This is a genomic window from Polaribacter sp. NJDZ03, assembly GCF_019263805.1.
In the GTDB taxonomy this organism is placed as follows: Bacteria; Bacteroidota; Bacteroidia; order Flavobacteriales; family Flavobacteriaceae; genus Polaribacter.
Map to the genome: position 1 here is coordinate 950,189 of NZ_CP079195.1, position 25,606 is coordinate 975,794.

General features: G+C 30.2%; 13 protein-coding genes and 1 pseudogene. 4 read left to right on the plus strand and 10 right to left on the minus strand.

The annotated features are described in order from the left end of the window. Positions 1 to 73: 73 nt before the first annotated feature. From KV700_RS04010 to KV700_RS04045, 8 genes and pseudogenes are all read right to left on the minus strand, one after another. On the minus strand, positions 74 to 3,532 hold the full coding sequence (locus KV700_RS04010; RefSeq protein WP_218599276.1) for a hypothetical protein: 3,459 nt from the start codon (positions 3,530 to 3,532) through the stop codon (positions 74 to 76). A gap of 144 nt (positions 3,533 to 3,676) precedes the next feature. Then, positions 3,677 to 4,936, minus strand: coding sequence for a glycoside hydrolase family 2 TIM barrel-domain containing protein (locus KV700_RS04015; protein ID WP_218599277.1), 1,260 nt, complete (start codon positions 4,934 to 4,936; stop codon positions 3,677 to 3,679). A gap of 106 nt (positions 4,937 to 5,042) precedes the next feature. Further along, positions 5,043 to 6,722 carry a family 16 glycosylhydrolase gene (locus KV700_RS04020; protein WP_166382283.1) on the minus strand — a complete coding sequence of 560 codons (1,680 nt, stop codon included), beginning with the start codon at positions 6,720 to 6,722 and terminating at the stop codon, positions 5,043 to 5,045. Between the two features lie 10 nt (positions 6,723 to 6,732). Beyond that, a complete protein-coding gene (locus KV700_RS04025; RefSeq protein WP_218599278.1) occupies positions 6,733 to 8,754 on the minus strand; it encodes a PKD domain protein in 2,022 nt (673 codons plus the stop codon). 5 nt (positions 8,755 to 8,759) lie between these two features. Further along, a complete protein-coding gene (locus KV700_RS04030; protein WP_254712999.1) occupies positions 8,760 to 10,202 on the minus strand; it encodes a RagB/SusD family nutrient uptake outer membrane protein in 1,443 nt (480 codons plus the stop codon). A 52-nt stretch (positions 10,203 to 10,254) separates the two neighbouring features. After that, entirely contained in the window at positions 10,255 to 13,257 is a 3,003-nt protein-coding gene (locus KV700_RS04035) for a TonB-dependent receptor (protein WP_218599280.1), read from the minus strand. 222 nt (positions 13,258 to 13,479) lie between these two features. Beyond that, entirely contained in the window at positions 13,480 to 16,257 is a 2,778-nt protein-coding gene (locus KV700_RS04040; RefSeq protein ID WP_218599281.1) for a triple tyrosine motif-containing protein, read from the minus strand. A gap of 218 nt (positions 16,258 to 16,475) precedes the next feature. After that, positions 16,476 to 16,580, minus strand: a pseudogene (locus KV700_RS04045) (gluconate 5-dehydrogenase); the annotation flags it as partial. 39 nt (positions 16,581 to 16,619) lie between these two features. On the opposite strand from KV700_RS04045, the gene KV700_RS04050 reads away from it, so the two are divergent. Beyond that, a complete protein-coding gene (locus KV700_RS04050; RefSeq protein ID WP_218599282.1) occupies positions 16,620 to 16,979 on the plus strand; it encodes a hypothetical protein in 360 nt (119 codons plus the stop codon). 9 nt (positions 16,980 to 16,988) lie between these two features. On the opposite strand, the gene manA is transcribed toward KV700_RS04050, so the two are convergent. Continuing rightward, a complete protein-coding gene (gene manA / locus KV700_RS04055) occupies positions 16,989 to 18,206 on the minus strand; it encodes a mannose-6-phosphate isomerase, class I (protein WP_218599283.1) in 1,218 nt (405 codons plus the stop codon). A 234-nt stretch (positions 18,207 to 18,440) separates the two neighbouring features. Next, positions 18,441 to 19,604, minus strand: a complete 1,164-nt coding sequence (locus tag KV700_RS04060; RefSeq protein WP_218599284.1) for a response regulator — start codon at positions 19,602 to 19,604, stop codon at positions 18,441 to 18,443. A gap of 182 nt (positions 19,605 to 19,786) precedes the next feature. Between KV700_RS04060 and KV700_RS04065 the strand changes: the two genes are divergently transcribed. Genes KV700_RS04065 through KV700_RS04075 form a run of 3 tightly spaced genes read left to right on the plus strand, consistent with a single transcriptional unit; the run spans position 19,787 to position 25,604 of the window. Further along, complete coding sequence (locus KV700_RS04065) at positions 19,787 to 22,876, plus strand: hypothetical protein (protein ID WP_166382267.1); 3,090 nt, start codon at positions 19,787 to 19,789, stop codon at positions 22,874 to 22,876. Then, entirely contained in the window at positions 22,876 to 24,093 is a 1,218-nt protein-coding gene (locus tag KV700_RS04070; RefSeq protein WP_218599285.1) for a hypothetical protein, read from the plus strand. The genes KV700_RS04065 and KV700_RS04070 overlap by 1 nt, the downstream gene beginning before the upstream one ends. Then, positions 24,087 to 25,604 (plus strand): glycoside hydrolase family 2 TIM barrel-domain containing protein, encoded by a 1,518-nt coding sequence (locus KV700_RS04075; RefSeq protein WP_218599286.1) that lies wholly within the window; start codon positions 24,087 to 24,089, stop codon positions 25,602 to 25,604. The genes KV700_RS04070 and KV700_RS04075 overlap by 7 nt, the downstream gene beginning before the upstream one ends. Positions 25,605 to 25,606 lie beyond the last annotated feature (2 nt).

Genomic DNA, 25,606 nt, shown 5'->3' on the forward strand with positions numbered 1-25,606 from the left:
GTTCATTCCTTACTATATTTTACGAATACTCCACCAACTGTAAAGCAAAAACCTTACAGCTGAGTTGTATTATTTACTTTTTTACTGAAACCTCTATGTGATCTATTTCTCCTGTTCTTTCGAACATCATTTTAGAAATAGCACTGTTAAGAGTTAAGCTTTCTGAGTTTTCTTGTTCCCCATTCACAAAAAAGATGGTGACACTTTCTTTACCTGTATTTTTATAAATAACAGGCACTTGACAATACGTAAAACAAAGCGAATCTTTTTCTAAATCAATCAATTTCACTTCTTTGTTAATTGCTGTATATTTAAAAGTTTTAGGAGTTTCTACAAACTCACTTTCTTTTAACAACCTTGGATTAAAATTGATTTTTCCTTCCTTTACAAAAACACCTAACTCACCTATTCTACTTAAAACATCTTCTTTAACCTGACCAGTCATTCCTGGTTGCTGTGCTCCTTTTCCGCCTGGTGTATGAGAATATGGATCTGTAGGAAATGCACCATATAATTTTGGTGATTTGTGTACTCCAATTCCTGCCTGAATTTCATAATAATGATCTAATAGCGCACCAATAAGAACCTCATCTTCATTATTTTTTATTGCTAACAAGCAATTTTCTTGCACTGCTAACAACAATTTAGAAACCATGTGCCAGTATATAGAACCTAACCCTTCATAGCCAAAAAATGTTCCTGAACGACCTGTAAATGCTTTGTGGTTAAAAACCTCTTCGAAAATAGTTGCTAATAATTGTCCTTCTTTTTCAACTAAATCAGCGTATGCTTCTGGTAAATCCTCAAAAATTGCTTTTAAACTATTTGCATTGTTAAAATTGGCATTGAAATGATAGGTACCCAAAACATCTTTGTTAATGATTTGCGTATTGTTATCAGCAATTAATTTTAATAACAATTCAGAGTTTTCTACCGAAGATTTCGGAATTATATTCTTTTCATCAAAACGAGCTAATTCTTTATTCGGATATAAAATATAACTGTATTGATCTTCTCTAAACAGCGCACTTGCTTTCATTCCGTCTAAAACTTTTAAAGCTTCTTTTGACGATAAATAGCCAGCACTTAAAACAGCAACTTGCCCTTCTAACATTTCAGACAAATAAGAAACAGACACTTCTGTATCGTTTTCAATTGTCATTAAATTATAAGAATGATATAAATTATCTGTACGTTTATTTGCTTTTATGGTATGATCTAAATACTCTTTTGTAATGGTAAAAAAGTCTAAAAGAGCTGCTTTTTTAAGAATAATTTTATCACTAGAAAATCCGTTTTCATAAATTGAAGTTCTAAATTTACTTCCAGCTTCACCTAAACCATCTAAAACAGTTTTTCTTTCTGCATCAGAAAATTTTCTTGATAAAATATTTTTATTTTGATTAAAAGTAGTTATAACTTCATTAAAAAATGTTGCTAATTCTGAAGAAATAGCAACTTCTTCTGCTGTTGATTTTACAACTACTTTTTCGAAGAAATTAATAAAACGATTTAGGTAATTTAACGTTACCATAGAAACACCGTTACCAACCAAAGCGTTGTTTGCGTCATTCCATTCTGGTCTTTGAGTGTTCATCCAAATTCCGCCTTCAGGAATAAAATTAGAGACTTTTGCTAAAACGGTAGCTAATAATTTCTCGATTAAATTTACTTTATAAATAAAGTAGTTTTCATCTCTTAGTAAAGCACCATCAGCACCTAAACGTTCTCTTCTTTGTTCTATATTTTCTTGTTCTTCAAAATCAAAATCAATAGTATCTTTTGGATTTTTTAAAATATCTTCATATTTCTTAATTCTATAAGGCACATTTGCATAGACAAAAATAGCTTCAGAAAAACGTTTTTCTAATTGATTTGGATAATGGTTTTCTATAAATTCTAAGAATTTTAATAAGTAAATTATCTGATGATCACCCCAATATCCAATATAAGACCAAGGGTCATTTTCTTCAATCGTTTCCCAATCAAAACCATCTTTTGTAACTCTGTACGGATTGTAGCCATCAAAAGTAGTTGCATTCAAAAACTTATGAATCATACTTTCTATAAACTCTGGATACGAATGCGCTAGAGTTTCCCAATTCTGGAAAATATCTCGCCAATTCCCTTCATAATCTAAAATTTTAGAACCATCAATTTCATTTTTTGTATTGATAGAAAACTTATTCCAAGGTCTACTTGGGTCTCCATGTCTTCTACTAAATTTTAATGGTAAATATTCAAAACAAAGTCTTTTAAAGTTTTTATCTTCATCTTTCTCTGCAATATTTAGAATAATATCTAATGTAAATAAATCTGGTAATGCATTTAAAAGGTCTTCTTTTAGTTTTAGAACTTTTTTATTTGCCTTACTAATATATTTTATAAAATCTTCTTTTTCAATTTTATAATCATCATCAAAAGTACCACCTCTCATTAAATTGAAAAGCGTATTTGCAAAATGTCTTGTGTTTACCAAAGCATCATCGGTTACTTGTAAACCATCTGCTGCGCCAGTTAAAGCAATTAAGTTTTTTGTACCTAACTCAATATCTTTAGTAATACTTTCTAATAAATTTTCATCTTCTTTTATTGCTTTAGAAACTTTTTGAATATCACCAATTGTTTGATTTACGTTTGCAATAAAACGCCACTCTTTTGTTTCATTTGCTTCTAAAGCGATATCAGAACTAATAAAATAAGCTCCTTTTTCTGCTTTTATAGCTACCTCTTGTTGTAATTCTAGACCTCTTCTAAAATTATCTAATTGTAATGATGACAATAAATACGTAGGATTTTCGATCCCTAAAGACCAAACAATATTTGCTTTTAAAGCTTCACTTGGTTCTGCTTTATCAACAATAATTGCACTTAAAGCATAAACACCTAAACCAACTTCTTTTTGTAATTCGCTCTTTTTATAGGCGTCTACTAAATTACTATAAGAGTTTTGCAAATCTGTAGTTACATCTGAAGGAATAATATTTTGCAAACCATCTAAAAAAGTAACTTCAATTTTTTCTGGTGAATTATTAATTAAAGTCGATTTTTTTACAAACCCAAATTGATCAGAAGAACTCCATTGATATCTAAAAGTGATTCCTAAGTCTTCATTAATTTCTTCGAAAATCACTTTATTACCAAAACTGTTTTTATATAAGTTTTGTTTTGTTTGATATAAACCTATCTGTCTTTGAGAAAAAGGTTCCCAAACATACGTTTTGTCATTTTTAGTAACTTGAAAAATAGATTTACTCCCTGTTATATCTGCAGACTCTGTAATTTTATCATCTGTATAATAAGGAAAAAGTGAATACTCACTATTTTTTCTTCCTGCAGACAAACCTCCATTACTAGAAATAAACATCCAATGGTTAGAGTCTGAAACAATACTCATAAAAAAAGGTCTCATTTCATTACTATTCGAAATTTTATAATACACTTCATTTTCGAAGTTCATCATTTCTCCTTTTACCTCTTGCGTTTTAAACGCTGCTTTATTATTTCCTAAAAAAATAGTCTTTTTTGTCATCAAAATTATTTTTTGAACCTCTTATAATTCATTTAAAGAGGTTGTTATTTATTGATTCCACAAGGTACTTTTCAACCTTGTAGAATTTTATATTATATAATTACAGGTTTCGAACCCCTGCAAGAAGAAGCGCTTGAAGCTTCGTTAAAATTTTATTTCTTTAAAATGCTCCGAAATTAAATCGGTTGTCATTCCTTTTGCATATGGATTTAATTCATGTGCTTTTTGTAAAGCAAAATAAGCTGCCCTAGGTGATAATGTGTAAAAACCATTTTTATCTGTTAATCCTTTTGCACAGATACCAAACCATTCTTCATTCATGTTATTTGCTCCTTTTTCATAATCTATTCCATAGCCTGCATTAGACCAAGAAGCATGATTATCATGAATATTTAAGCTTGTCGTTTGGCCATTTTTCCACCAGCCATCACTAAATTGAAACGTAAAACCTCCAATAGCATTTTCTGCTTTTCCTAAACCCGCCACATTTTCATAAATCTCTTTCCAATTTTCTACCATATAATAGGCTTGCATTTTTTGATCTTCTTTCTGGGTAATTGAGTTAAAAGCATCTGCTCCAAATTCTGTGAATAATACGGGCATGTCTAATGTGTTTTTTACTTTTTCAAAAGCGTTTCCAAAAGACTTTCCTCTATACATATTAGTTCCATAAATATCTACGTCTGTACATTCTTCTGCAATAATATCTATATATAAATCGTCTCCATTACAAATAGCAACAGGATGGTTTACATCTATATTTTTCATTATAACAGCTGCTTCATTCATTAATCGATACATTGCTCTACCTCTTAACTCTCCTATTTCTTTCTTTTCATTTTCTCCTTCAGGAAAATCTTCTGTTTCCGATCCTGCCCAAAAAAGTCCGAAGTTATTTTCATTCCCTAAAAGAAATAATAATAAACCCGGTGTATCTTTATAAGTTGCTGCCATTTCACCAACTTCTTTTAATAAGCTCTGTTGTGCATCTGCATTTCTGTAATCTGTTTCTGGTTCCCAGTTGCCATTTATAGCAACTCCATATCTACCAAAAGAGTGGTTTAACATGGTATAAATGCCATAATTTTCATAGATATACGTAATCCATTCTGGCTGAATTCCTGTATAGACACGAATTGTATTAACGCCCATTTCTTTCAGCAAAGTCATTTCTGTATCTAATGCCGTTTTAATAAATGCCTTTGGTTGCTCCCATAAACTGTAAGCGAAATTTGTACCAACCGGAAAATAATCCCAATTCATTCCATTAATTATAAAATCTTCTCCATTTACAACTAATTTCATTCCTTGTTCATTCTTTAAAACAGCAACTTTATCTGTCTTATTATCACAAGAGTTTAAAGTAAAAAAAAGTAGGATTATTGGTAAGAAAATGTATTTCATAAATATCAACTTTAATACGTAAGTTTTTAATGTATCATCAAACTAAAGAGAAGAAAAAATAAGGCCAGCCATAAAAAACTGACCTTATTAAATAAACCAAAAAATATTATTGATACACTTTTACATAATCTATTTCCATGGTATCTTCTGTAAATGTATCTGCTACATCTCCACCAAGAGTACCTCCAACGGCTACATTAAGAATTAAAAAGAAATCTGCATTAAATGGCAATGTTTCACTGTTTGTCATTTCATAAAACATAACATCATCTAAATAAATTTTAACAGACTCTTCTGTCCATTCCATACTGTAAACATGAAACTCTGAAGCTGCATTAGAAATCGCAGTAGTTTCACCATAGCTTGCATTAGAAGAACTAGCATCATCAAACCAATGTAAAGTTCCTAAAGAGGTGTTTTTATCATCTCCTGTTTGCTCCATAATGTCAATTTCTCCACATTGTGGCCAACCAACAGTTGGAAAGTTAGAACCCAACATCCAAATTGCTGGCCAAGTTCCTGCCGCAGCCGGTAACTTCGCTTTTACCTCAACTCTACCATATTTAAATTGATACAATCCTTGAGATTTTAATCTTGCAGAAGTATAACCATCACTTCCATCAGCTTTAGCTGTAATAATTAAAGAACCACCTTCTACCTTCACATTTTCTTCAGCTTCTGTATAAGTTTGTAATTCTCCATTTCCCCAACCACCTGCACCTAAATCATAGGTCCAATTTGCAGCATTAGGAGCTCCATCTGTATTAAAATCATCTTCCCAAACTAACTCATTAAAAGTATAATTTGGAGTAGTTGCGCCTTCTACAGGTTTTGTTGATGTAAATCTATGATACCAAGCAGCACCACTTCCTGAAGCAGAATTTTCTATAATTCTAACAATCATTTCATCATTAGTAATCGAAATAATATCATAAGTACTAGCACCTACATACCATCCCATAAAACCTCCATCAGAAATTTCAAATTCAGTACCTCTATATGATGCGTTGTTATAAGTCCCTTCTGTTCCTGCTTTAGATGTTGATGGTCCAAAAGCAACTGTTTTCACACCAAACATTGTCGTTGCTACCGTTTCATCATAACATTGATCTCCATCTACACCTATTAAATCTCCATAAGTACCAGGTATAAAAGCTGGTCCAACTGTTTGCTCAAAAGTAAGTCCGTTTGCAGTTCTTGTAAACACAAACTCATTATCATACATACAAGATTTTTCATCATCCCAAGCCTTAATTCCATTCCACCAAGCCTCATATGCAAACTCTCCATTCCCATAGTCATCTGTAGCTGGTCCCATACCTACATGTACAGCAACATCTGCTTGCCAATACCATTTTTTACTATCACCTACATTAGCACCACTTAAAAAGTTTTCTGCCTCCACATCAGAAAAAGAACTATAAACTTCTACATCTATTGTTTTTGTTGATGAAACGCCACCTGTACCATTTGCTTTTACAACAACGGTATATAAATTTACACCTACTTTAGAAAACCTTTTTGTTAAGATCCCTGAAGGTGAAGCTTGTGCAACTCCATCAAAATAATATATAAAAGATGAAGCATTGGCAGCTGTTGCAATTAAATTTACAGAACCACTTCCGTCACCGTAAGGATTACTAGCATCTACACCTACAACTTCTGCAGTTATTACGATGTCTGTTGGAGAAACAATTTCTCCGAATTCGTGCTCATTCTCTTGACAACCGTAAAGAACTGTCATTAAAGAAAATAAGATTATATAAATATTTTTAAGTTTTTTCATAATCATTATTTTAAAATTGTGATATATCGTCTAGATAAATAGTATAATTAGCAGAACCATCTCCTTCTGTACCATTATCCATTATTAAAACTAGGTTTGTAAAGTCTACAGTAGTACTTATTCCAGAAAAATCAAACGTTAACTCTTCCCAAGCATTCGCTGTGGTTGTAGTTGCTGTAATTTCTGCTGAAGCCACGGTATTTGGCCACGGAGTAGCATCTTCAAATTTTAATAATACATCTAAACCTGCTCTTGGAGACCAAACTTTAACTTTTACACTTGTTCCGTTAGTAAAACTAAACGGAGTTGGAACCGTTATTTTAGATCCTGCCCAAAGTTGACCTGCATTTTTTACAATTTGTGCAACCATTGCAGATGCGTTTCCGTTTGTGTCTGGATTTGCAATTACAGAAATTGCACCACCATCAAAAGAACTTAATATAAACTCTGGTTCGAAATCTAAAACAGGACTTGTAGAAATATCATCTACATAAATAGTAAAATCAGATGATCCATCTCCTTCCGTACCGTTGTCCATTATTAAAACTAGATTATTAAAATCTACACTAGTACTTATTCCAGAAAAATCAAACGTTAACTCTTCCCAAGCATTCGCTACCGTTGTAGTTGCTGTAATTTCTGCTGAAGACACAGTATTAGGCCATGGAGTAGCATCTTCAAATTTTAACAATAAATCTAAACCTACTCTTGGAGACCAAACTTTAGCAGTAATTGTTGTATTAGAAACATCAAATGTTGACGAAATTGTAATTTTAGATCCTGCCCAAAGCTGACCTGCATTTTTTACAAGTTCTAAAACTGAAGAAGATGAATTTCCATTTGCATCTGGATTTGCAATAACGGAAGCAGATCCACCATCAAAAGAACTTAATTCATAATCTGTTTCAAAAGTTAATGGAGTTACACCAGTAACTGGCGCTGAACTCGCTTTGTAAAAATAAAGATTGTCTATAAACACAGACCCCGAACCTTCAAACTTGAATTGGTGAATATCATCTACTGATAAACCTTGCTCTGTAAATGCTGAAATAGGAATGTTAATCGTTGTCCAAGCATCTTTTGTTAATGCTGTTTTTATCATTTTCTCTCCGCTTGCAACACTAATTAAATAGGTATCTAATTCTGTAGCATCTGCAGTCCAAACATCTAAATGAAGAAACTCCATACCAGAAATATCTTGTGTTTCACCAATTTGAATTCCTTGATAGTTTAAATTACTATACTGAATCATAGCATCACCATTTAACTCAAAAGGAGTATAAACAGTTGTTTGGCTCCAATTCGGGTTAAAATCTGTACCTGCAACATCTGTATAGGTATCACTAAAAATAGAAATAACATCTGCAGCGTCTCTTGCTGGTTGTGTATTTGCTGATTTTAAAGGTGCTAAAATAGCAGTAACTTCAAACTCACCGGTATATTCTGTTGTTTCAATTGCACCACCTTTAGCTATTACTTTTACATTGTAAGTACCTGCTGTAGCGTATTGATAATTTATGACATCTCCAATATTAGCTGATGCTGCTGGTTGTGCTACATCTGCTTCTCCTGAATAAAAATCGTAAGTAGCTGCAAAATCTGCTTTCGCAGTAATATTTAATTGTTTAGAGATTGCAATATCATTTTCTATAGTAACTTCTAAATTTTCTGGAGCTTTAAAAGAAACTACTAATTCTTGTGTTTCTTCTGCTGTATCTCCTTTAGAATTATAGGCTATAACTTTTACATTATAAGTACCTTCTGCATAAGTATGTTGCGCCATTTTACCTGCTTCCACCCCTTTTTCTTCTGCAGATGCATCTCCAAAATACACATCGAACATGGTAGCTCCAACCGCAGTTGGTAAAATAGTAACCAAACCAGAGTTATCTTGCGCTAGATTATAACTTGCAGCAACTTCAGATGGAGCTACTACATTATCTAAGAAACCTAAATCTCTATCTTCTTCTGAACAAGCATTAATAATCAAAAGTAGTATTAATGCTTTGTATATTATTTTTAATTTCTTCATAATTATTAGTATTTATCGTTTTGTTTCCAATTTCCTTGTGAAAATTGTATTTCTTCAATCGGAATTGGAAAAACCTCATTTTTACCCGTTGTAAAACCTGGTATTTGAGCCCCTCTACCTGTTCTTACCAAGTCGAAAAATTGATGACCTTCTCCTACTAATTCTACTCTACGCTCTTTATAAATTGCAGCTGTTAAGTTAGAACCAGTTGTAACAATATTATGATCTGCATCACCAAAAGCTCTTTCTCTCACTCTATTTAAATACGTTTTAGCTTTAGCATCATCTGCTGATGGTTTTCTATTATTAGCTTCTGCTGCCATTAATAAAACATCTGCAAAACGAATAGCTCTATAATTATTAGGGTTTGTTAAGTTTAAGTCTCCTGCTGCTTCTTCACTTCTTTTTCTAGGAAGATATTTTCTATTAAAATAACCTGTATGCTCATAACCTGTAGTGAATTTTGCTCCAGTTGAAGCTGCCCATGCATCAATATCTAAAATAGCAACCTCTTTTCTCTTATCTCCATCTTCAAATTCATCTACCACTTCTTGAGTTGGTACATTAAAACTAAATCCTGAAGTAAATAAACTCCCTTCATATCCTCTTACACCCTGATAACCAACAGCAACATTACCTTCACTACACTGTAAACAATCGAAACTTGCACCTTGTGTATCTGTATATTGTACTTCAAAAACAGCACCTGTACCGTTTTCTCCGTCAAATTCAAAAATTTTGTCATAATCAGATTCTAAAACATATCCTCCGTTATTTATAACACTTTCTAAAACAGTTGCAGCTTCATCAAATTTATCTTGATATAAATAAACTTTTCCTAATAATGCCTGAGCTGAACCTTTTGTTGCTCTACCAACTTGAGGCGCTGTATACGTCATGTTTGCAATTGCATATTCTAAATCTGCTTCAATTAAAGCATATACATCTGCTTTTGGCGATCTTAGTATTGTTTTTTCATCACCCAAAACAAAACGACCGTCTGCTTTAATAGGAATGTCTCCAAACCATTTTACCAATTCAAAATTATAATACGCTCTTAAGAAATAAGCTTCCGCAAGAATTACATTTTTACCTGTAAAGTCGGTTTTATCTTTAAATTCTATTATATAAGCGGCTCTATTAACACCTCCATACATTAGGCTCCAAAGGTCTTGAAGTTGATCGTTAACAGGAGTATGCGTCATATCATCTATTTGCTGATATCCAGGAACATCTGTAGCTGTTTCTCCACCACACAAAGTATTGTTAGAAGCTATTTCTCCCATTAATACATTTCTAAATGTAGATTGTAAAGGATCATAAGCTGCTACCAAAGCATTGTAATAATCTGTTTCTGAATTGAAAAAAGATTCAGAATCTTCCGCGTAAATTTTAGAATTATTTAAATAGTCATCAGAACAAGCACTTAAAAGAAGTAAACTTGCCATAAAGATGAATCCTAATTTTATTATTTGATTGTAATTTCTCATCTTTTATTTTTTAAAATTCAACATTTAAACCTAACAAAAACTGTCTAGCAGATGGATAGTTACCAGAATCGATACCTGCACCAATTGCTCCGCCATTAATAGAAGGATCGTAACCAGTGTAGTCTGTTAGCGTAAATAAGTTATTGATAGAAGTATATAACCTTAATTTAGACAGCCCTACTTTTTCTAATAAACCTGGCGCAAAAGTGTATCCTATTTGTATATTTTGCATACGTAAAAAAGAAGCATCTTCTACAAAGAAATCTGAAAACAGTCTGTTGTTTGTAGCATCATTAGTTAACCTAGGTACCGAGTTGCTTGTTCCTGAACCTGTCCATCTATCTAAGTAATAAGCGGGTTTATTCACATTTGGTAAAAAACGTTCAAAATTTCTAACCATGTCTTTTCCTAGCTCTGCATATAAATAAGAAGTGAAATCCCAGTTTTTATATTTTGCAGACACATTGAATCCCATATAAAAATCTGCTTGTGGATTACCAATATTAACACGATCATCAAAGTCTATAACACCATCGTTATTTGTATCTTTATATCTGATATCTCCGGGAGAAGTAACACTTGCTCCTAGCCCTGTTTGCGAAGGATGTGCATCTACTTCTGCTTGCGTTTGGAAAATTCCATCTGTTTGTAAGCCTAAGAAATAACCAATTGGTTGTCCTACTTCCATTCTTGATATAGGAAGGTTACCGATTCCAAAATCACCTCCTTCTACAATAGCGTCGTCTAAAACGTCTGTTACTTTGTTTTTAACATAGGTAACATTGTATCCAAAATTTAGAGAAAAATCTTCTTTAGAAATAGCATTGTAGTTAATTGCCAATTCTCCACCTGTATTTTTAGAAGTACCTGCATTTACTGTTGGGTTTTCCCCTCCTGCTGCGCCTGAACCTAACAAACCAGAAACTGGAAAGTTTTCAATTAGTAAATCCTTTCTTGTTTCTTCAAAATAATCTGCAACAATAGTCAGTTTATCATCAAATAGATTCATATCTAAACCAATGTCTAATTTTTCTGCGGTTTCCCAAGTTGCAGACGGATTAGACAATGCTCCTTGTGCAGTACCATCTACTAAACTTCCGTTAAAAACATACTCACCTTCACCATCTAATAAAGATCTGTATAAGTTATCCCCAACTAAGTTTCCTAAAGTACCGTAACTTGCTCTTAATTTTAAAAAGTTAATCGTTTTATTATCTTTTAAGAAGTTTTCATCAGAAATTTTCCAACCTGTAGTTACAGACCAAAAATTATCTACTCTTTGATCTTCTGCAAAAACAGAAGCACCGTCTCTTCTAATTAATCCAGAAAATAAATATTTCCCTTTATAATCATACTGAGCTCTACCAAAGAAAGAGGTTAACCTAATATCTCCATTACCTGTATTTAAACTTCTTTGTTCACTTTGCGAATTTGTTAAGCTAATATCTGCAAATTCATAAGAGTTATTAGGCACATCAAATCCGGTAGTGTAAATACCATCAAATAAATCGTTCTGTACACTTGTACCTAACGTAAAAGTGGTATTGTGATTTTCTGCAAATGTTTTTTGATATGTTGCAAATGTTTCCCAGTTTACACGTGTAGAAGTTGCTTTAAATTGATAAACCGAACTTTGCGTTTTATTATACACCTTACTAGAACCATATTCTTGAATTGGTGTAAACGTGCGTTGTTTTTCATTATAAATTTTATATCCTAAACGTGAAACTATATTTAAACCTTCAATTGGTTTGTATTCTAACTTAAAGTTTCCTTCAATTCCGTTACCGTTATTTTCACCAAATGTGTTGTTTAATAATGATAAAGGATTTACAACTTCAATTCCTAAAAAGTTATTTGTATCCTCTTCATTTACTCCAAAAGTAGGAGCATAATTTAAACCATTAAATAAAAGCGATTCATCAAAACCTTGTGAAGCACTCGTATAATAGTTTGCTATTACAGAAAAATTTAATTTTTCACTAATATCTACACCTAAGTTTAACTTGATGTTGTTTCTAATAAAATTAGATTTTTCTTTGGCTATAATACCATCTTGCTCGGTACGTGATGCACTAATAAAATATCTAAAACTTTCTCCACCACCAGATAAACTAATATTATGATTCATTAACATAGCATCATTAAAAAGCTCATCTTGCCAGTTGGTACCTTGTCCTAGTTGACTTACATTACTAAAAGGTAATGTTTGCCCACTTGCTGCATACGCTTCATTTAAAACCAATGCATATTCCGTTGCGTTTAAATAGTCTAACTTTTTAGTAGTTTGTTGAAAAGCAGCGTAAGAGTCGTATTTTACAGTTGCTTTTTTATTTTTCTTACCAATTTTGGTAGTTACCAAAACAACTCCATTAGCTCCTTTTATACCATAAATGGCAGCCTGGGCATCTTTTAATACAGTTATAGATTCAATATCATTTGGATTGATACTATTTAAATCACCTTCATAACCGTCTACAATAGTTAATGGCTGGTTGTTAGTATTAGAACTAACCCCTCTAATTAAGATATTTACTTTTGCACCAGGTGCTCCAGACGAAAGATTTACAGCAACACCAGAAGTTGTTCCTTGCAATGCACTTGTTGCATCAATAGGTTTTAATGCTTCTAAAGTTTTCTCACCTACTATAGATACAGAACCTGTAACATCCTTTCTTTTTTGTTTACCATAACCAACAACTACAATTTCATCTAAAGCCTCTGCAGACTCTTCTAAAGAAACATTTAAAGTTTGTTGATTTACCACAACTTCTTTTGCAGCATATCCTAAATAATTAAATACAAAAGTTGCTCCTTCCTCCACTTTGGCAAAACTATAAAGTCCATCAAAATCTGTTTCAGTTCCAACTGTTGTTCCTTTAATTAATATACTTACTCCCGGCAATGGATCACCCGTTTTAGCATCTTTAACAACACCCTTTACTGCTATAGTTTGCGCAGAAGCACAAAAACCTATAAGTAAAAGGAGTAATAACGTGATTTGTTTTCTCATGAATAAGGTATTTATTATTTTGATTATAAAATTATAGTTAAATTATAGTTAAATGACAAAAACAGCCACAACAAAAAACATACATCACAAATAAAATGGCAAAAAAATGCTGAATCCTTAATAAACACAAGGCTTACAGAATGTATGAAATATTAACCCAAAACATGTTTATATTACCCTTGTATAGGTGTTGTATTGGTAAAAAAAAGTAATGTTTGGGTATTAAATCTCCAAAATGTAGTTTGTTAAGTTCTCATCATGAGGTAAACCCATTTTTTTTCTTAATCGGTATCTTTTAACTTCAACACTTCTAGGAGAAATGTTTAATAAAGGAGCTATTTCTTTAGAAGATAGGTTTAGCCTTAGATAAGCACAAAGTCTTAAATCGTTTGGTGTTAAACTTGTATGTTTGTCCTTTACCTTTTTTAGAAAGTTTTTATCAGCATTGTTAAATGCTTCTTGAAACATTTTCCAATCATCTGTATTGTTTAAGTTCTTATCAATAATCTTAACTACTTTTGAGATATCTTTATTCTCACTGTTTGCCAATTCAGTTTTAATAGTATTTAAAAAATCATTCTTCTTTATAATATTCATTGTAGAACTTGCCAACTCTCTGCTTTTACTCTCTATATCTACTCTTAACTTATCATTATTAAGTTTCATTATTATTTGAGCACTTTCTAATTCTTTTAGCTTTAATTCTTTTTGAGCTTTCTCTAATAGAGATTTACTTTTAAGTTTATACCTTCTTCTATAATAAATATTTATCAAAACAATAATGAATAAAACAGCTATTACATAAAATACGATGTATAGATTACTTAAATAAAAAGGGCGTTCGATAGAAAAGTTAAAAGACTTGATGTTTGCTATCTGATTTCCATATTTTCCTCTTACCTGAAAAAGATAGTCTCCATAAGGTAGGTTCTCATATAATTGAGATGAATTCTCCGTCCAATCGGACCAGTTGTTAGACAGTCCTTCTAATCGATATTGATATTCGTTTTTTATCATTTTATCATACTTAGAAATACTATATGAAAATTCTATATTGTTGTGCTTATTCTCTAACACTGGTGCTTCCACCAACGAAAGGCCAGTTTTTACACCATCAATCTTATTTACAAGTACATGTTGAAGGGAAATGGTTACGTACTTTTCTTTTTTTACAAGAGCATCATTTAATAGTAAATACCCATGAGAAGTACCTATTAAATAATTGTCTGCACTAATTTGTGTTAAGTTCTCGAAACCTAAAACATTATTTCTGATACTACCAGCAATAGGAATTGCTTTTACTTGCGGGCTTAAACTAATACTATTAGAGGTTATAAGAAGTATATTATTATTAGAAAAGCTATACAACGTGTTCTTTTGTTCCTCTAATTTTCTTATCGTTGTAATACTCTCTAAATCATTTATTTTTTTTGAAAATAAAGAATCTACTTTAAAACTACCATCAGTTTGTTTTTTATATATTCCTACTGAAGATGAGTAGAATAAATCATTACCAAAAGAAAAAACATTAGACCCATACCCTATTTGAGGAATATTTATTTTCTTTTTTTTGAGCACTTTAGTATAGCTTTCATCAATTTCTAGTTCATAGAACCCTTTCAACTCATGATTTACATATAATTTATCGTTATAAAACTCATAAAACCGACTAGAAATATCAAATCCATCAATTTTATTTTTAAACTGCCAGCTCCTATTATCCTTTTCTAAAATAGATAAACCGTCATAACCACCTTGAATAAGAATATCCTTATTGTTTGGTACTTCTTTTATATTCCAAGTACCAAGTTCTTTAGTTATAGCACTTATTATCTTTTTATTTTTAATAATAAACGTTCCTTTATCATGTCCACAGAAAAGATTTCCTTCAATTTCTTTCAAAAACCAAACTTGGCCTTCTGTATTTTCAATTAACTTAAATTTTAAATTTTTATCTTTAAAAAATAATCCCTGATTAGTCCCCAAATAAAGTTGATTATCAAAAAACAAAGAAGTATAAATAGTTCCTAAAGCGCCATCTTCATCTTCAAAAATTTTAAATACTGATGATACATTTAAGTAATTTATACCGTTATCTAAACCAACCCAAATATTATGAGAATTGTCTTGAAATAAAGAAAGTGCTGTATTGTTACTTAATCCTTTTTTTCGATTTATATTAGACGTAATTTCCCCATTTTCACTCAGAAAAATAATACCATTAGAAATTGTACCAAGCAAGAAACTTTTATCCTCTAATTGAATAGCACTAAAAATTAAAAAACTGTGTTTATTTAAATCCGTTTTTAGTTGTGTAACACCTGTTTCCTTTACCGTAACAAAACCTTTTTCTTTGGATAAAAAAAGCAATTCTTTATTATGATAAAAACAATTAATAATTTTATTATCCTTAAAAAAAGCATCGTTTGAGAAAATTTTTTCTTCTCCATTTTGGACAGTAAATAAACCTACATTCTTTTTTTGAAAAAAAATGGTATTATTTGACACAAAAAGTCCAGAAATAATTTCTTTAGATTCTATTATTTTAACCTCTTTAGAAACAGTATTCACAAAATAAATTCTTGTATTGGATTTAAAAAGAATCCAATTTTGATAAAATTTGACATCCCAGAATTCTTCTCCTTCTTTTAATTTTATTGATAACTTTTCTACTAATGAGCTGTATTCTAATTGTCCTTTTTCATTTTTTTTCCAAAAGCCAAAATCCATAAAAGAACCTGAATAAATTATTTTGTCTTTAACTTTTACAGATCTTAAAATGGGGTTTGAAATGTGTGTATATAGTTGCCACTGTTCTCCATTATATTCGAGAAGCCCACCATTATTAGCTACATATATTAAATTGTCTTCAGACTGCGCTATTCCCCAATTCTGATTTTGACCTTTATAATCTTCTGCTGTAAATATTTTTATTGGCGGTAATTCTTGAGCACTACTAACAACATTAATAAAAAAAATAAAAAATAAAAGTCTATACATAACTTGTTACAATGTGTTTGGTTACTAAATTACATTAAATATCATTAAACAAGACTAAATTTAATAACTTGTATGGTTTTTGTTTTGATTGGAAACCTCAACAATAAATAATATAGCAAACTAATTCCCTTTACCTCACCTATATATTGGTGTTAAAAATAATTTTATTTTTTAAGCCTTTTATATCTTTATGCGTTAATTAATAAACGGTATTATCTTTACTCTTCTATCAATGGTTTTCCTATGGTTGCCAAAATTCCACCATCAATATATAAAATATGTCCGTTTACAAAATTGCTTACTTTAGATGATAAGAAAATAGCTTATTATTGTAAACTTAAAAGTCTAAACCTTTCAAAAAAATGACAATTCAAGATTTAGTAGGTACCTATGCTATTATTGGTAGCAACCAAGATGCAGATGAAAATTCGTATAAAGGAAAACTTCATTTAACTTTAGATGAAAATGAAAGAATTGTTGCCAAATGGATGATTGATGACTCTCAAGAACAAACAGGAACAGGTTTCTTTAAAAACAATATTCTTGTTATCAACTTTAAATACTTGGGCTTTGAGGATCACATTTATAAAGGAGTCGTGGTTTACAAATGTCTGAATAAAGATATTTTAGAAGGTTTTTGGTCTGAAGAAGCAGGAAACCCTAAATTCTTGGGATCAGAAAACTGTTTTAGAGTAAAAAACTCTAAAACAATTTTAAATTAATTTGAAATTTTATTTTGGTACGCTTGCTTTATAAATTTCTACCTCAGAATTTGTAGTAATTTTATACGTTGTATTGGCTTTTATAAGTACAGACTGCCCTTTATTTAAAGAGATAGATTCCTTATTTTGAGAAACAGTAGCAGCTCCTTTTAAAGCCATTAATATTTCTACAGAATTAGAAGTTGATGCATGAGATACCGTTTCTGTCAATTCAATTTTACTTAGTTCAAAATCTCTAGCTTTCGTTTTAAAAACAACTTCTCCGTTTGCTATATTTTCATCACCAAGTAAGATATTAGGAATCGTTTCTTCGAATTTTGTATTTTTAATAAGCTCATCAACATCTATATGTTTACTAGTTAATCCGGCTCTTAAAACATTGTCTGAATTTGCCATTAACTCCATATTAACACCTTCTAAATACGCATGTGGTACACCTGCATCTTGAAAAACAGCTTCTCCTCTACTTAAATTTAAAATATTAAAAAAGTAAATAGAAAAAATTCCTTTATCAATATCTTCAGAATCTGTATTGTCTAATGATTTGGCTGCCCAATATGCTGGCGATGATTTCTCTAATTCATTATTTACAAATTTTGGGAGAATTCTTTTAACCAAAGGTCTCAAAATTGTATTTACTTCTTCTTGCGAATATTCCATCACTTTTTTATAAAGTCCTAAATATCCTTCTTCTAAAAAAGTATTTAATAAGAAACTTAATTCCAGCGTTTCTTTTAAATTTTTTACTAATTTTTCTTGTTCTAAAAAACCATGTAATAACCAAAAATCTGTTAAAGCCACCATTATTTCAGGCTTGTGATTTTCATCTTTATAGTTTCTATTACTTGACGTTAACGGAATTCCTTGTTCGTTCTCTTTTTTGTAGCCTATTTTTGCAGCAGCAATACTAGGGTGTACTTGTATAGAAAGCATTTTACTTACATCTAAAACTTTAAATAAATAAGGTAATTTACCAAAATCCTTTGCAACATCTTCCCCTAAATTTTCTGTTATATTTTGATCTAAAAATAGCTCTAGTGAAACACTTCCGTTATCTGTAGTTACTTTTGATGGTGCTTTTAAATGCGCCCCTAACCAGTATTCTGCATACGTTGTCTTTGGTGCTATAGGTTCTGAAACTAAATTAGGAATAAAACGGTCTCCTCCCCAATCATAATTTTGCACTTTACCTTCTATTCTAAATAATCTATTTTCTAAGTCTTTCATCTTTTTTACTCCTAATAATTTTATCAAATTAAAACCTGATAGTTTGCGTAAAAATATTCATTTTTTTTTAATTCGGAAGTTAATCAGTTTCTATAGTTTCTAAAAAATTTAATTTTATACAGAAAATTCACCTAAACAATAAAACTCAAACTAAAAAGTTTGAGTTTTATTTGTAAATTTTTTGAAACACGAATAACCTTCTTTCGAAAAATTACAATTACTCTTTTCTATATATTAATTTTTAATAGTCTTTTTTTTTCCTTTTCTATAAAACCAAGCTATTTGACCTAATTGCCCTACAATTTTAACAGAATCTTTCATAGATAGTTTAGATCCATCTGCATGAATCCATCTTTTTAAAGGCTGCTCACATAGCATTTCTTTTGCTTTATCTAAACCATAATGAAGCGTAATTCTTCTAAAAATTTCAACATCAAAAATCCATTGTGTTACAAATTTTTCTCCAAAAGAAACATCAATAACGTCTTTATGGAAAATTTTTGCGCCACATTGAGTATCTTTAAAATCCATAGAAAGTATTTTTCTAATAATATAATTAATCGTTAAACTAATAACCTTTCTTGCAGATTCTTTAGTTATATCTGCTCCCATTCTACTAATTCTAGAGCCACTAACAATCTTATAATTAGAGTTTTCTATGGTTGAAACTAAATCATCAAAATCTGCCAAATCTGTAGATAAATCTGCATCTAAAAAACCAATATAATCTAAATCATCTTGCTTAGCCATATGCAACATTCCTTGCCTTACTGCTTCTGCCTTACCTCCATTTTTTTCACAATCATATACCGTAATAAAGTCTTCTCTTCCTTTTCTTAAATCATTTAAAACTTGTAACGTATTATCTTTACTTCCATCATTTACAAAGCACAAATGATAACCAGAATTTTTTATAATAAAGTCTGTAAATTCTTTACTTAAAAGTCTTTTTTCTTCATCATAACAAGGAATAACAACTCCAACGCATCTTTGCTGAATTAATACATTATTAAACTTTTTCTCTTTATTATCTATATCTGGCGCACCAATTAATCTTTTTGTTCTTGCACAAACTTCTTGCAAACTTAAAGGCTTTTTCATATAATCATTTGCACCTAATTCAAAACCCTGTGTAATCATTTCATCATCTGTATTACCAGATAAAATCATAATTGGTATTTCAGATTTTTTTACTTCTCTAATATGTCTTACAATTTCTAATCCAGAAATGGTTGGCATGTTAATATCTACGATAACTAAATCTGGCTTAAAAGAATTAAATAATTCAATTCCTTTTACTCCATCAGTTTCTGTAATTACATCATAACCTAATTCTTTTAATCTAACTTCTAGAGGGATTAAAACTAATTTCTGATCATCTATCGCTAATATTTTCATGTTTGGGAGTTTTTTATTTCTTAATTACATAACAAAAGTACTTTAGTACTACTAAATTTTATTAATTTTCACTTTAACAGCAAATTAACATGGATGAAAGGTAGTTTACTTTAGACAAATAAAAAAAAAACTATCCTTAAAAATATTTTATATTTACATTATCTTAAGAGATAGCTCGGTTAATGAAAGAAAAATCAAACAAATATTTAATAACTGCAATACTATTAGCAATACTATTTCATGGATCTACTATTTTCTTTACTTTAGAAACAACCTACGATGCTTTAATTCATTTATTTTTTGCAGATCATTATGCAAATCATTGGTTTGAGCCATGGAACTATAAGTGGTACACCGGTTTTACAGTACAAAGTTATCCGCCTTTAGTGCATCAAACAATTGCTGCTTTATCTTTAATTGGTGGCTTAAAATTTGGAATGTTTTCTGTTGCCATAATTGCCATTATACTTTTTGTAACGGGTGCATATAGGTATTCTTTACTAATAACATCTAATAGAACTGTTGCTGGTTATGCTGCTATTTTAGCTGTTTTCTCCTCTTCTTTTGTAGAAACTTTACACATTTTTGGGCAATTGCCCAGTATAATTGGTGTTTCTGTTTTAATGCATTCGTTACCCGAAATTTATTTATGGCTTAAAACGGGTAAGTATAAATTCTTTTTTACATCTCTTTCTTTAATTGCAGTTACAGTAACTTCTCATCATGTTACCCCTATTTTTGGAATGTTATTTTTTATTTTCCCTTTAATAGGAACGGTAATTATGGATGTTGCTAGAGAAGAAGTAGATTCTTATAAAGAAGTTACTTTTTTATTATTTTTAAAAACATTTATGAAACAGTTGAAGAAAAACTTAGCTTTTGGTTTCTCTTCATTATTCCTTATTATTTTTTGCATTTTTCCTTATTGGATGAATTCTAAATTAAACCCAATTACACAAGTACCTATTCCACATGGTTCTAGAGATAGTTTTATTGATGTAACTTCTTCTGGTTTAGTGTTTTTTACAATTCCTTGGGGAATTTTATTATTTATTCTACCTTATATTTTTTACCGCTATTTTAGTAAAAGATATTTATTCTTTGGTTTGTCTTTTACCATGTTAGTTATTTTAGGAACTGGTGGAACAACTCCTATACCTAAAATTATTTTAGGTGAAACGGCCTTTAATATCTTAACCTTAGATAGGTTTACACTTTGGGGTTCTATTATGTCTATTCCTATTTTTGGTGAATTTATTTATAGGTTTGTAGAAGGAGATTTAAAAACATTAATTCAAGATAGATTTGGTGCAGTTTATCATCGATTATTAGGAGGTCTTTTGGCAGGCGCCTATGTTTCTATGGTGATATTTACTATGAGTTTAGGATATTTTAGACCTTCTCAACCTCAAAAAATAAAAATGTTGCCTATTGTTAATTTTTTGAGTCAAGATTCTCATGATCATTGGCGTTATTTAACTTTAGGTTTTGGCGATCAAATGGCGTGGTTAGCAGCACAAACAAATGCTATGAGTGTAGATGGTAATTACCATTCTGCAAGACGTTTACCAGAATTAACTACAAGACCTATAGAACGTTTAGAAAATTCTAAATTTAAGGGAGTTGCAGGTATTGGTTCTTTGCAGCAATTTTTAACAACTCCAGAAAAATATAATTTAAAATATATCTTTTCTAATGATAAATTTTATGATCCTGTTTTATTTTTCTGCGGATGGCAGCGTTTGTCGCAATTAGAAAACGGAATTATGGTTTGGGAAAAATTAAACGTCCCTCCTGTTTCTTCTATTTTACCAAAAGAAGATGTACCTGCTTGGGTAAAAATAATTTGGGGTGTAATTCCTTTCTTAACCGTGCTAATTGCCTTTATTTTAAATGTACAGTCTCTTTTTGTAAACAGTTTAAAAACAAAGGTAAAAGCGGTACCTATTTATTTTAAATTTAAAGTAGATTACCATAAATTTCCTAGAATTGTTTTAAAAGCACTTCATATTTGGGCAGTCGTTTTAATAGCAGTTATTGCGTATGCTTGTTATATGTTTTATATTAAAAATGAAACACAAAGGTCTCCAGAAAATGTAGTAAAAGCCTATTATGATGCTATAGATTTTAAAGAATTAAATAAAAGCTACAGCTATATAGATCCTAAAAGTGGTGTTTCTCGGGCTCAATATCTATTAGAAATTTCTGTTACAGATGGTTTGCTTAGTTCATATGCAAAACTAGATGCTATTACTACAGAAATTACAAAAGAAACAGATAGTTTGGCTACTTTAAAAGTAGAAACCAAATGGATTACTCCGTTAGAAAAATTATCAAAAACAGCATTTAAAACAGCTGTTAAAAGAAAAGGAAAATGGTATTTAAAACCTACAAGAAAGTCTATAGACTTACCTCCAGATCAACTCTATTCTAAAAATTCTACTGGTTATTTTAACCAAGGTAGAAGAAGAATTACAACAGAACAAACCCATCATGAAGATGTATTAAAACAACCCGTTTTAGAAATTGTTTCTGCTAAATTAATTAAATTTAATAAACGCTATGCAATTATTGGAGAAGTACAAAATATAGACAATGTACCTGCAGATGTTGTTCTAAAAGGAACTCTTTATAATGATGATAATAAAGAATTAGCAACTTACAATGCTAAGCATATTTTAAAGCATAAATTAATGCCAAAAGAAATTAGTGCTTTTAGAATTAATTTTGAAGGTATCGCTTGGTCTAAGACCAAAGATTCTATTCCTAAAACATTTAATCCAGATGAGTTTACACCTGTAGAATTAAGTGAACAACCTACAAAGTTTAATTTGCAAGCTGCAGGAAATACGACTAATTCAGACTTATTTAAAGACATTGTTTTAAGTGAAATAAATATAACGCCTAATACAATTAGCGGAACTTTGTTTAATAGTGGAATTCAAGAAATTACTGTACCTCAAATGATTATTACTTTCTATAATGAAGAAAAAGAAATGATTTGGGTAGATAATTTATTTTTAAAAGAAGGAATACGACAAGAGAGAAAACTCCGTTTTAACTATTCTATTCCTTTAAACCCAACTATAAAAACAATTAATGATGATATGAGTTTCTGTTTTGTTAATGGGTTACCAAATAAAGATATTGCTTTTAAAATAATACCTAATAGAGTTAAAAATCAGACTATTGGTAACTTGCAAAAAGTAGCGCATCCACTTTTTAGTTATGTTAGAATAGAATTAAGTATGTATATCGGTAATCCAAAATAATGAAATTAAAAAAACTTTTTTTTCTAATCATTTTACAATTAATTGTTGTTTCTTTTCTTGCCCAAGAAACAACAACCAAGCAAACAGCTATTTCTTTAATATCAACAAAAACAGATTTTATTGTTGGTGATAAAGTTTCACTTGAGTTTCATGTAAAAAACGATACTATACTTCAATTATATTGTTCGAATAGCTATGGTACCACTGTTTTAGATGCAACTGTTTTAAAAGAAAAAGTATCTTTTAAAATCCCTACTTTTTTATCAAATAAAAGAGGCATATTGTCTTGGAGAATTATAAATACTTCCGAAGATATTTCTGGCAATATTCTTATTCATTCTCAGCAACAACCAACAACTATAGAGACCTATTTAGGCCCACCAAGTATAGATGCAGGCGGATCTGATTACACTATGTTAGTTGTAATACCAACAGATAGTTTAGACAATCCTATTAGAGACAATAGTAAAGTAGATGTAAAATATCAATTTTTAAAATCAGAAAAAAAACAACCTATTTTAACCGACAAATTAATTGGATATAAAAATATTTTTTCCCCTAAAAAAAGTGGAAGAATGATTATTTCTTCAGAATCTTTTGGCTTAAATTCTAAAGAATTTGATGTTAATATTATGCCAGCTATAGCTACCAATTTTAAAATATATGTTAATAGAAACCATGAATATGCAGATGGTAATCAAATAACAACCTTTTATACATCTACCATAAAAGATAAAAACAAGAACATTATAAGTGATGGTAGTTATATAGAATTTTATATTACCAATAAAAATGGCAATATTTTAAAAACAACAGGTACTACTTTAAATGGTGTTGCTCATGCCAAAATTATTCATCCAGATTTTGAAGATAGTTGGAGTATAAAAGCGTATTTTATAGGTATTGCAGAAAGTAATATTTTAAAAATTAAGTACAAAAAAGTAATTGAAGATTACAATATTGTTTTTTTAGACAACAATAGAACTATAAAAGTAGGTCCTTTAAAAAGTTTTATGAATCAAATAATTCCTGACGGATTGTCTATAAAACTATCCATTTATAAAGAAGGTAAGAAAATCAATGAGATTTATAAAGAGTCTAAAAATGGGTTTGCTGTCTTCTATTTAGATCCAAATATTTTTGAAAATGATGTCTATAAAATTATAATTGAAACTGCAGGTATTAAAAAAGAATTTAAAAGCTTTAAACTATGGTAAAAATGAACAAACAAATTCTAAGAGGTGTTTTAATGCTTACTTACCTTGCTATAATTGGTGTTCTTTTATTTTTAGTAAGTTCTTTATACAGTTTTTTAAATACGGGTGCAGACAGAAGTAAAATGCTACATACAGAAGTTAAAAAGGTAGAACAATATTTACCAAAAGTAACTTGGAAAAATGACGGAAACGAAGGAAGAAAAATAAGTCAGCAAAAAATAAATGCAGTAGAAAACGATTATTTAGATGCTTGGTACGTAAAGCAAATTGCCTACAAAACAAATACACGAGTTGGTATAGAAGATTATTTTACTAAAAGTGCCAGAGAAAATATCTACAATATTTTAGATTATAATAAATTAAATAAAACGTCTATTGATGCGACTACTTTAGAACACAATTTAGATATTGAATTTTTTAGTGAAGACGGTCAATTAATTGTACTAAAAGACTCAAGTGCTTTAGAATATAAAAAAGTTTTTAAAAACGAAAAAATAATTTTAGAAGCTACCGAAGTTTCAACCTATAGATACGTTTTATTGCTAGAAGATGGTTTTTGGCGCATAAGACACGTAGTTAAAGAAGCTTCAGAAAAGTTTAAAGACAGCTCTCAAAAAAACCCAATAAGTTTTACAAATATTAAAGGGATTAACTACTACCCACAAGCAACTCCATGGGATATGTATGGAGATAAATTTGACATCAATATTATTAAAAACGATTTTAGAATTATAAAAAAAGCAGGTTTAAATTCCATTAGAATCTTTGTGCCTTATGAAGATTTTGGAAAAGCAGATGTAAAATTTGAAAAGTTAGAAAAACTAAAAAAAGTTTTAGATACAGCCTTAACAGAAGACTTAAAAGTGGTAATTACTTTGTTTGATTTTTATGGTAATTATGATGTTTTAGATTGGACATTAAACCAAAGACATGCAGAAAAAATTGTAGCAACTTTTAAAGATCATCAGGCTATTTTAGCTTGGGACGTTAAAAATGAACCCAATTTAGATTTTAATTCTAGGGGAAAAGAAAACGTAACAGCTTGGTTAGATTTTATGATTATTTTAATTAAAGCTATTGATAAAAAACACCCTGTAACTATTGGGTGGTCTAACACCAGAAGTGCTACTATTTTAAAAGATAAAGTAGATGTAGTTTCTTTTCATTATTATGAAGACTTAGCTGAACTTGAAAACGAGTACTTAAAACTAAAAGAAGAAATAAAAGACAAACCAATCATTTTACAAGAGTTTGGGTTATCTTCTTACGGAGGTTTTTGGAGACCTTTTGTAGGGTCTGAAGAAAAACAAGCAAACTATTATAAAGAAGTACAAAAAATAATGACAGAAAATTCAATTCCTTTTATGTCATGGACTTTATATGATTTTGATGTTGTTCCCAAAGAAGTCTTAGGTAGACTTCCTTGGCGTACAAATCCTCAGAAAAAATTTGGTTTTATTACCAGCTCAGGAAAAAAGAAATTATCTTATAAATATATTTCTAACGAATAATT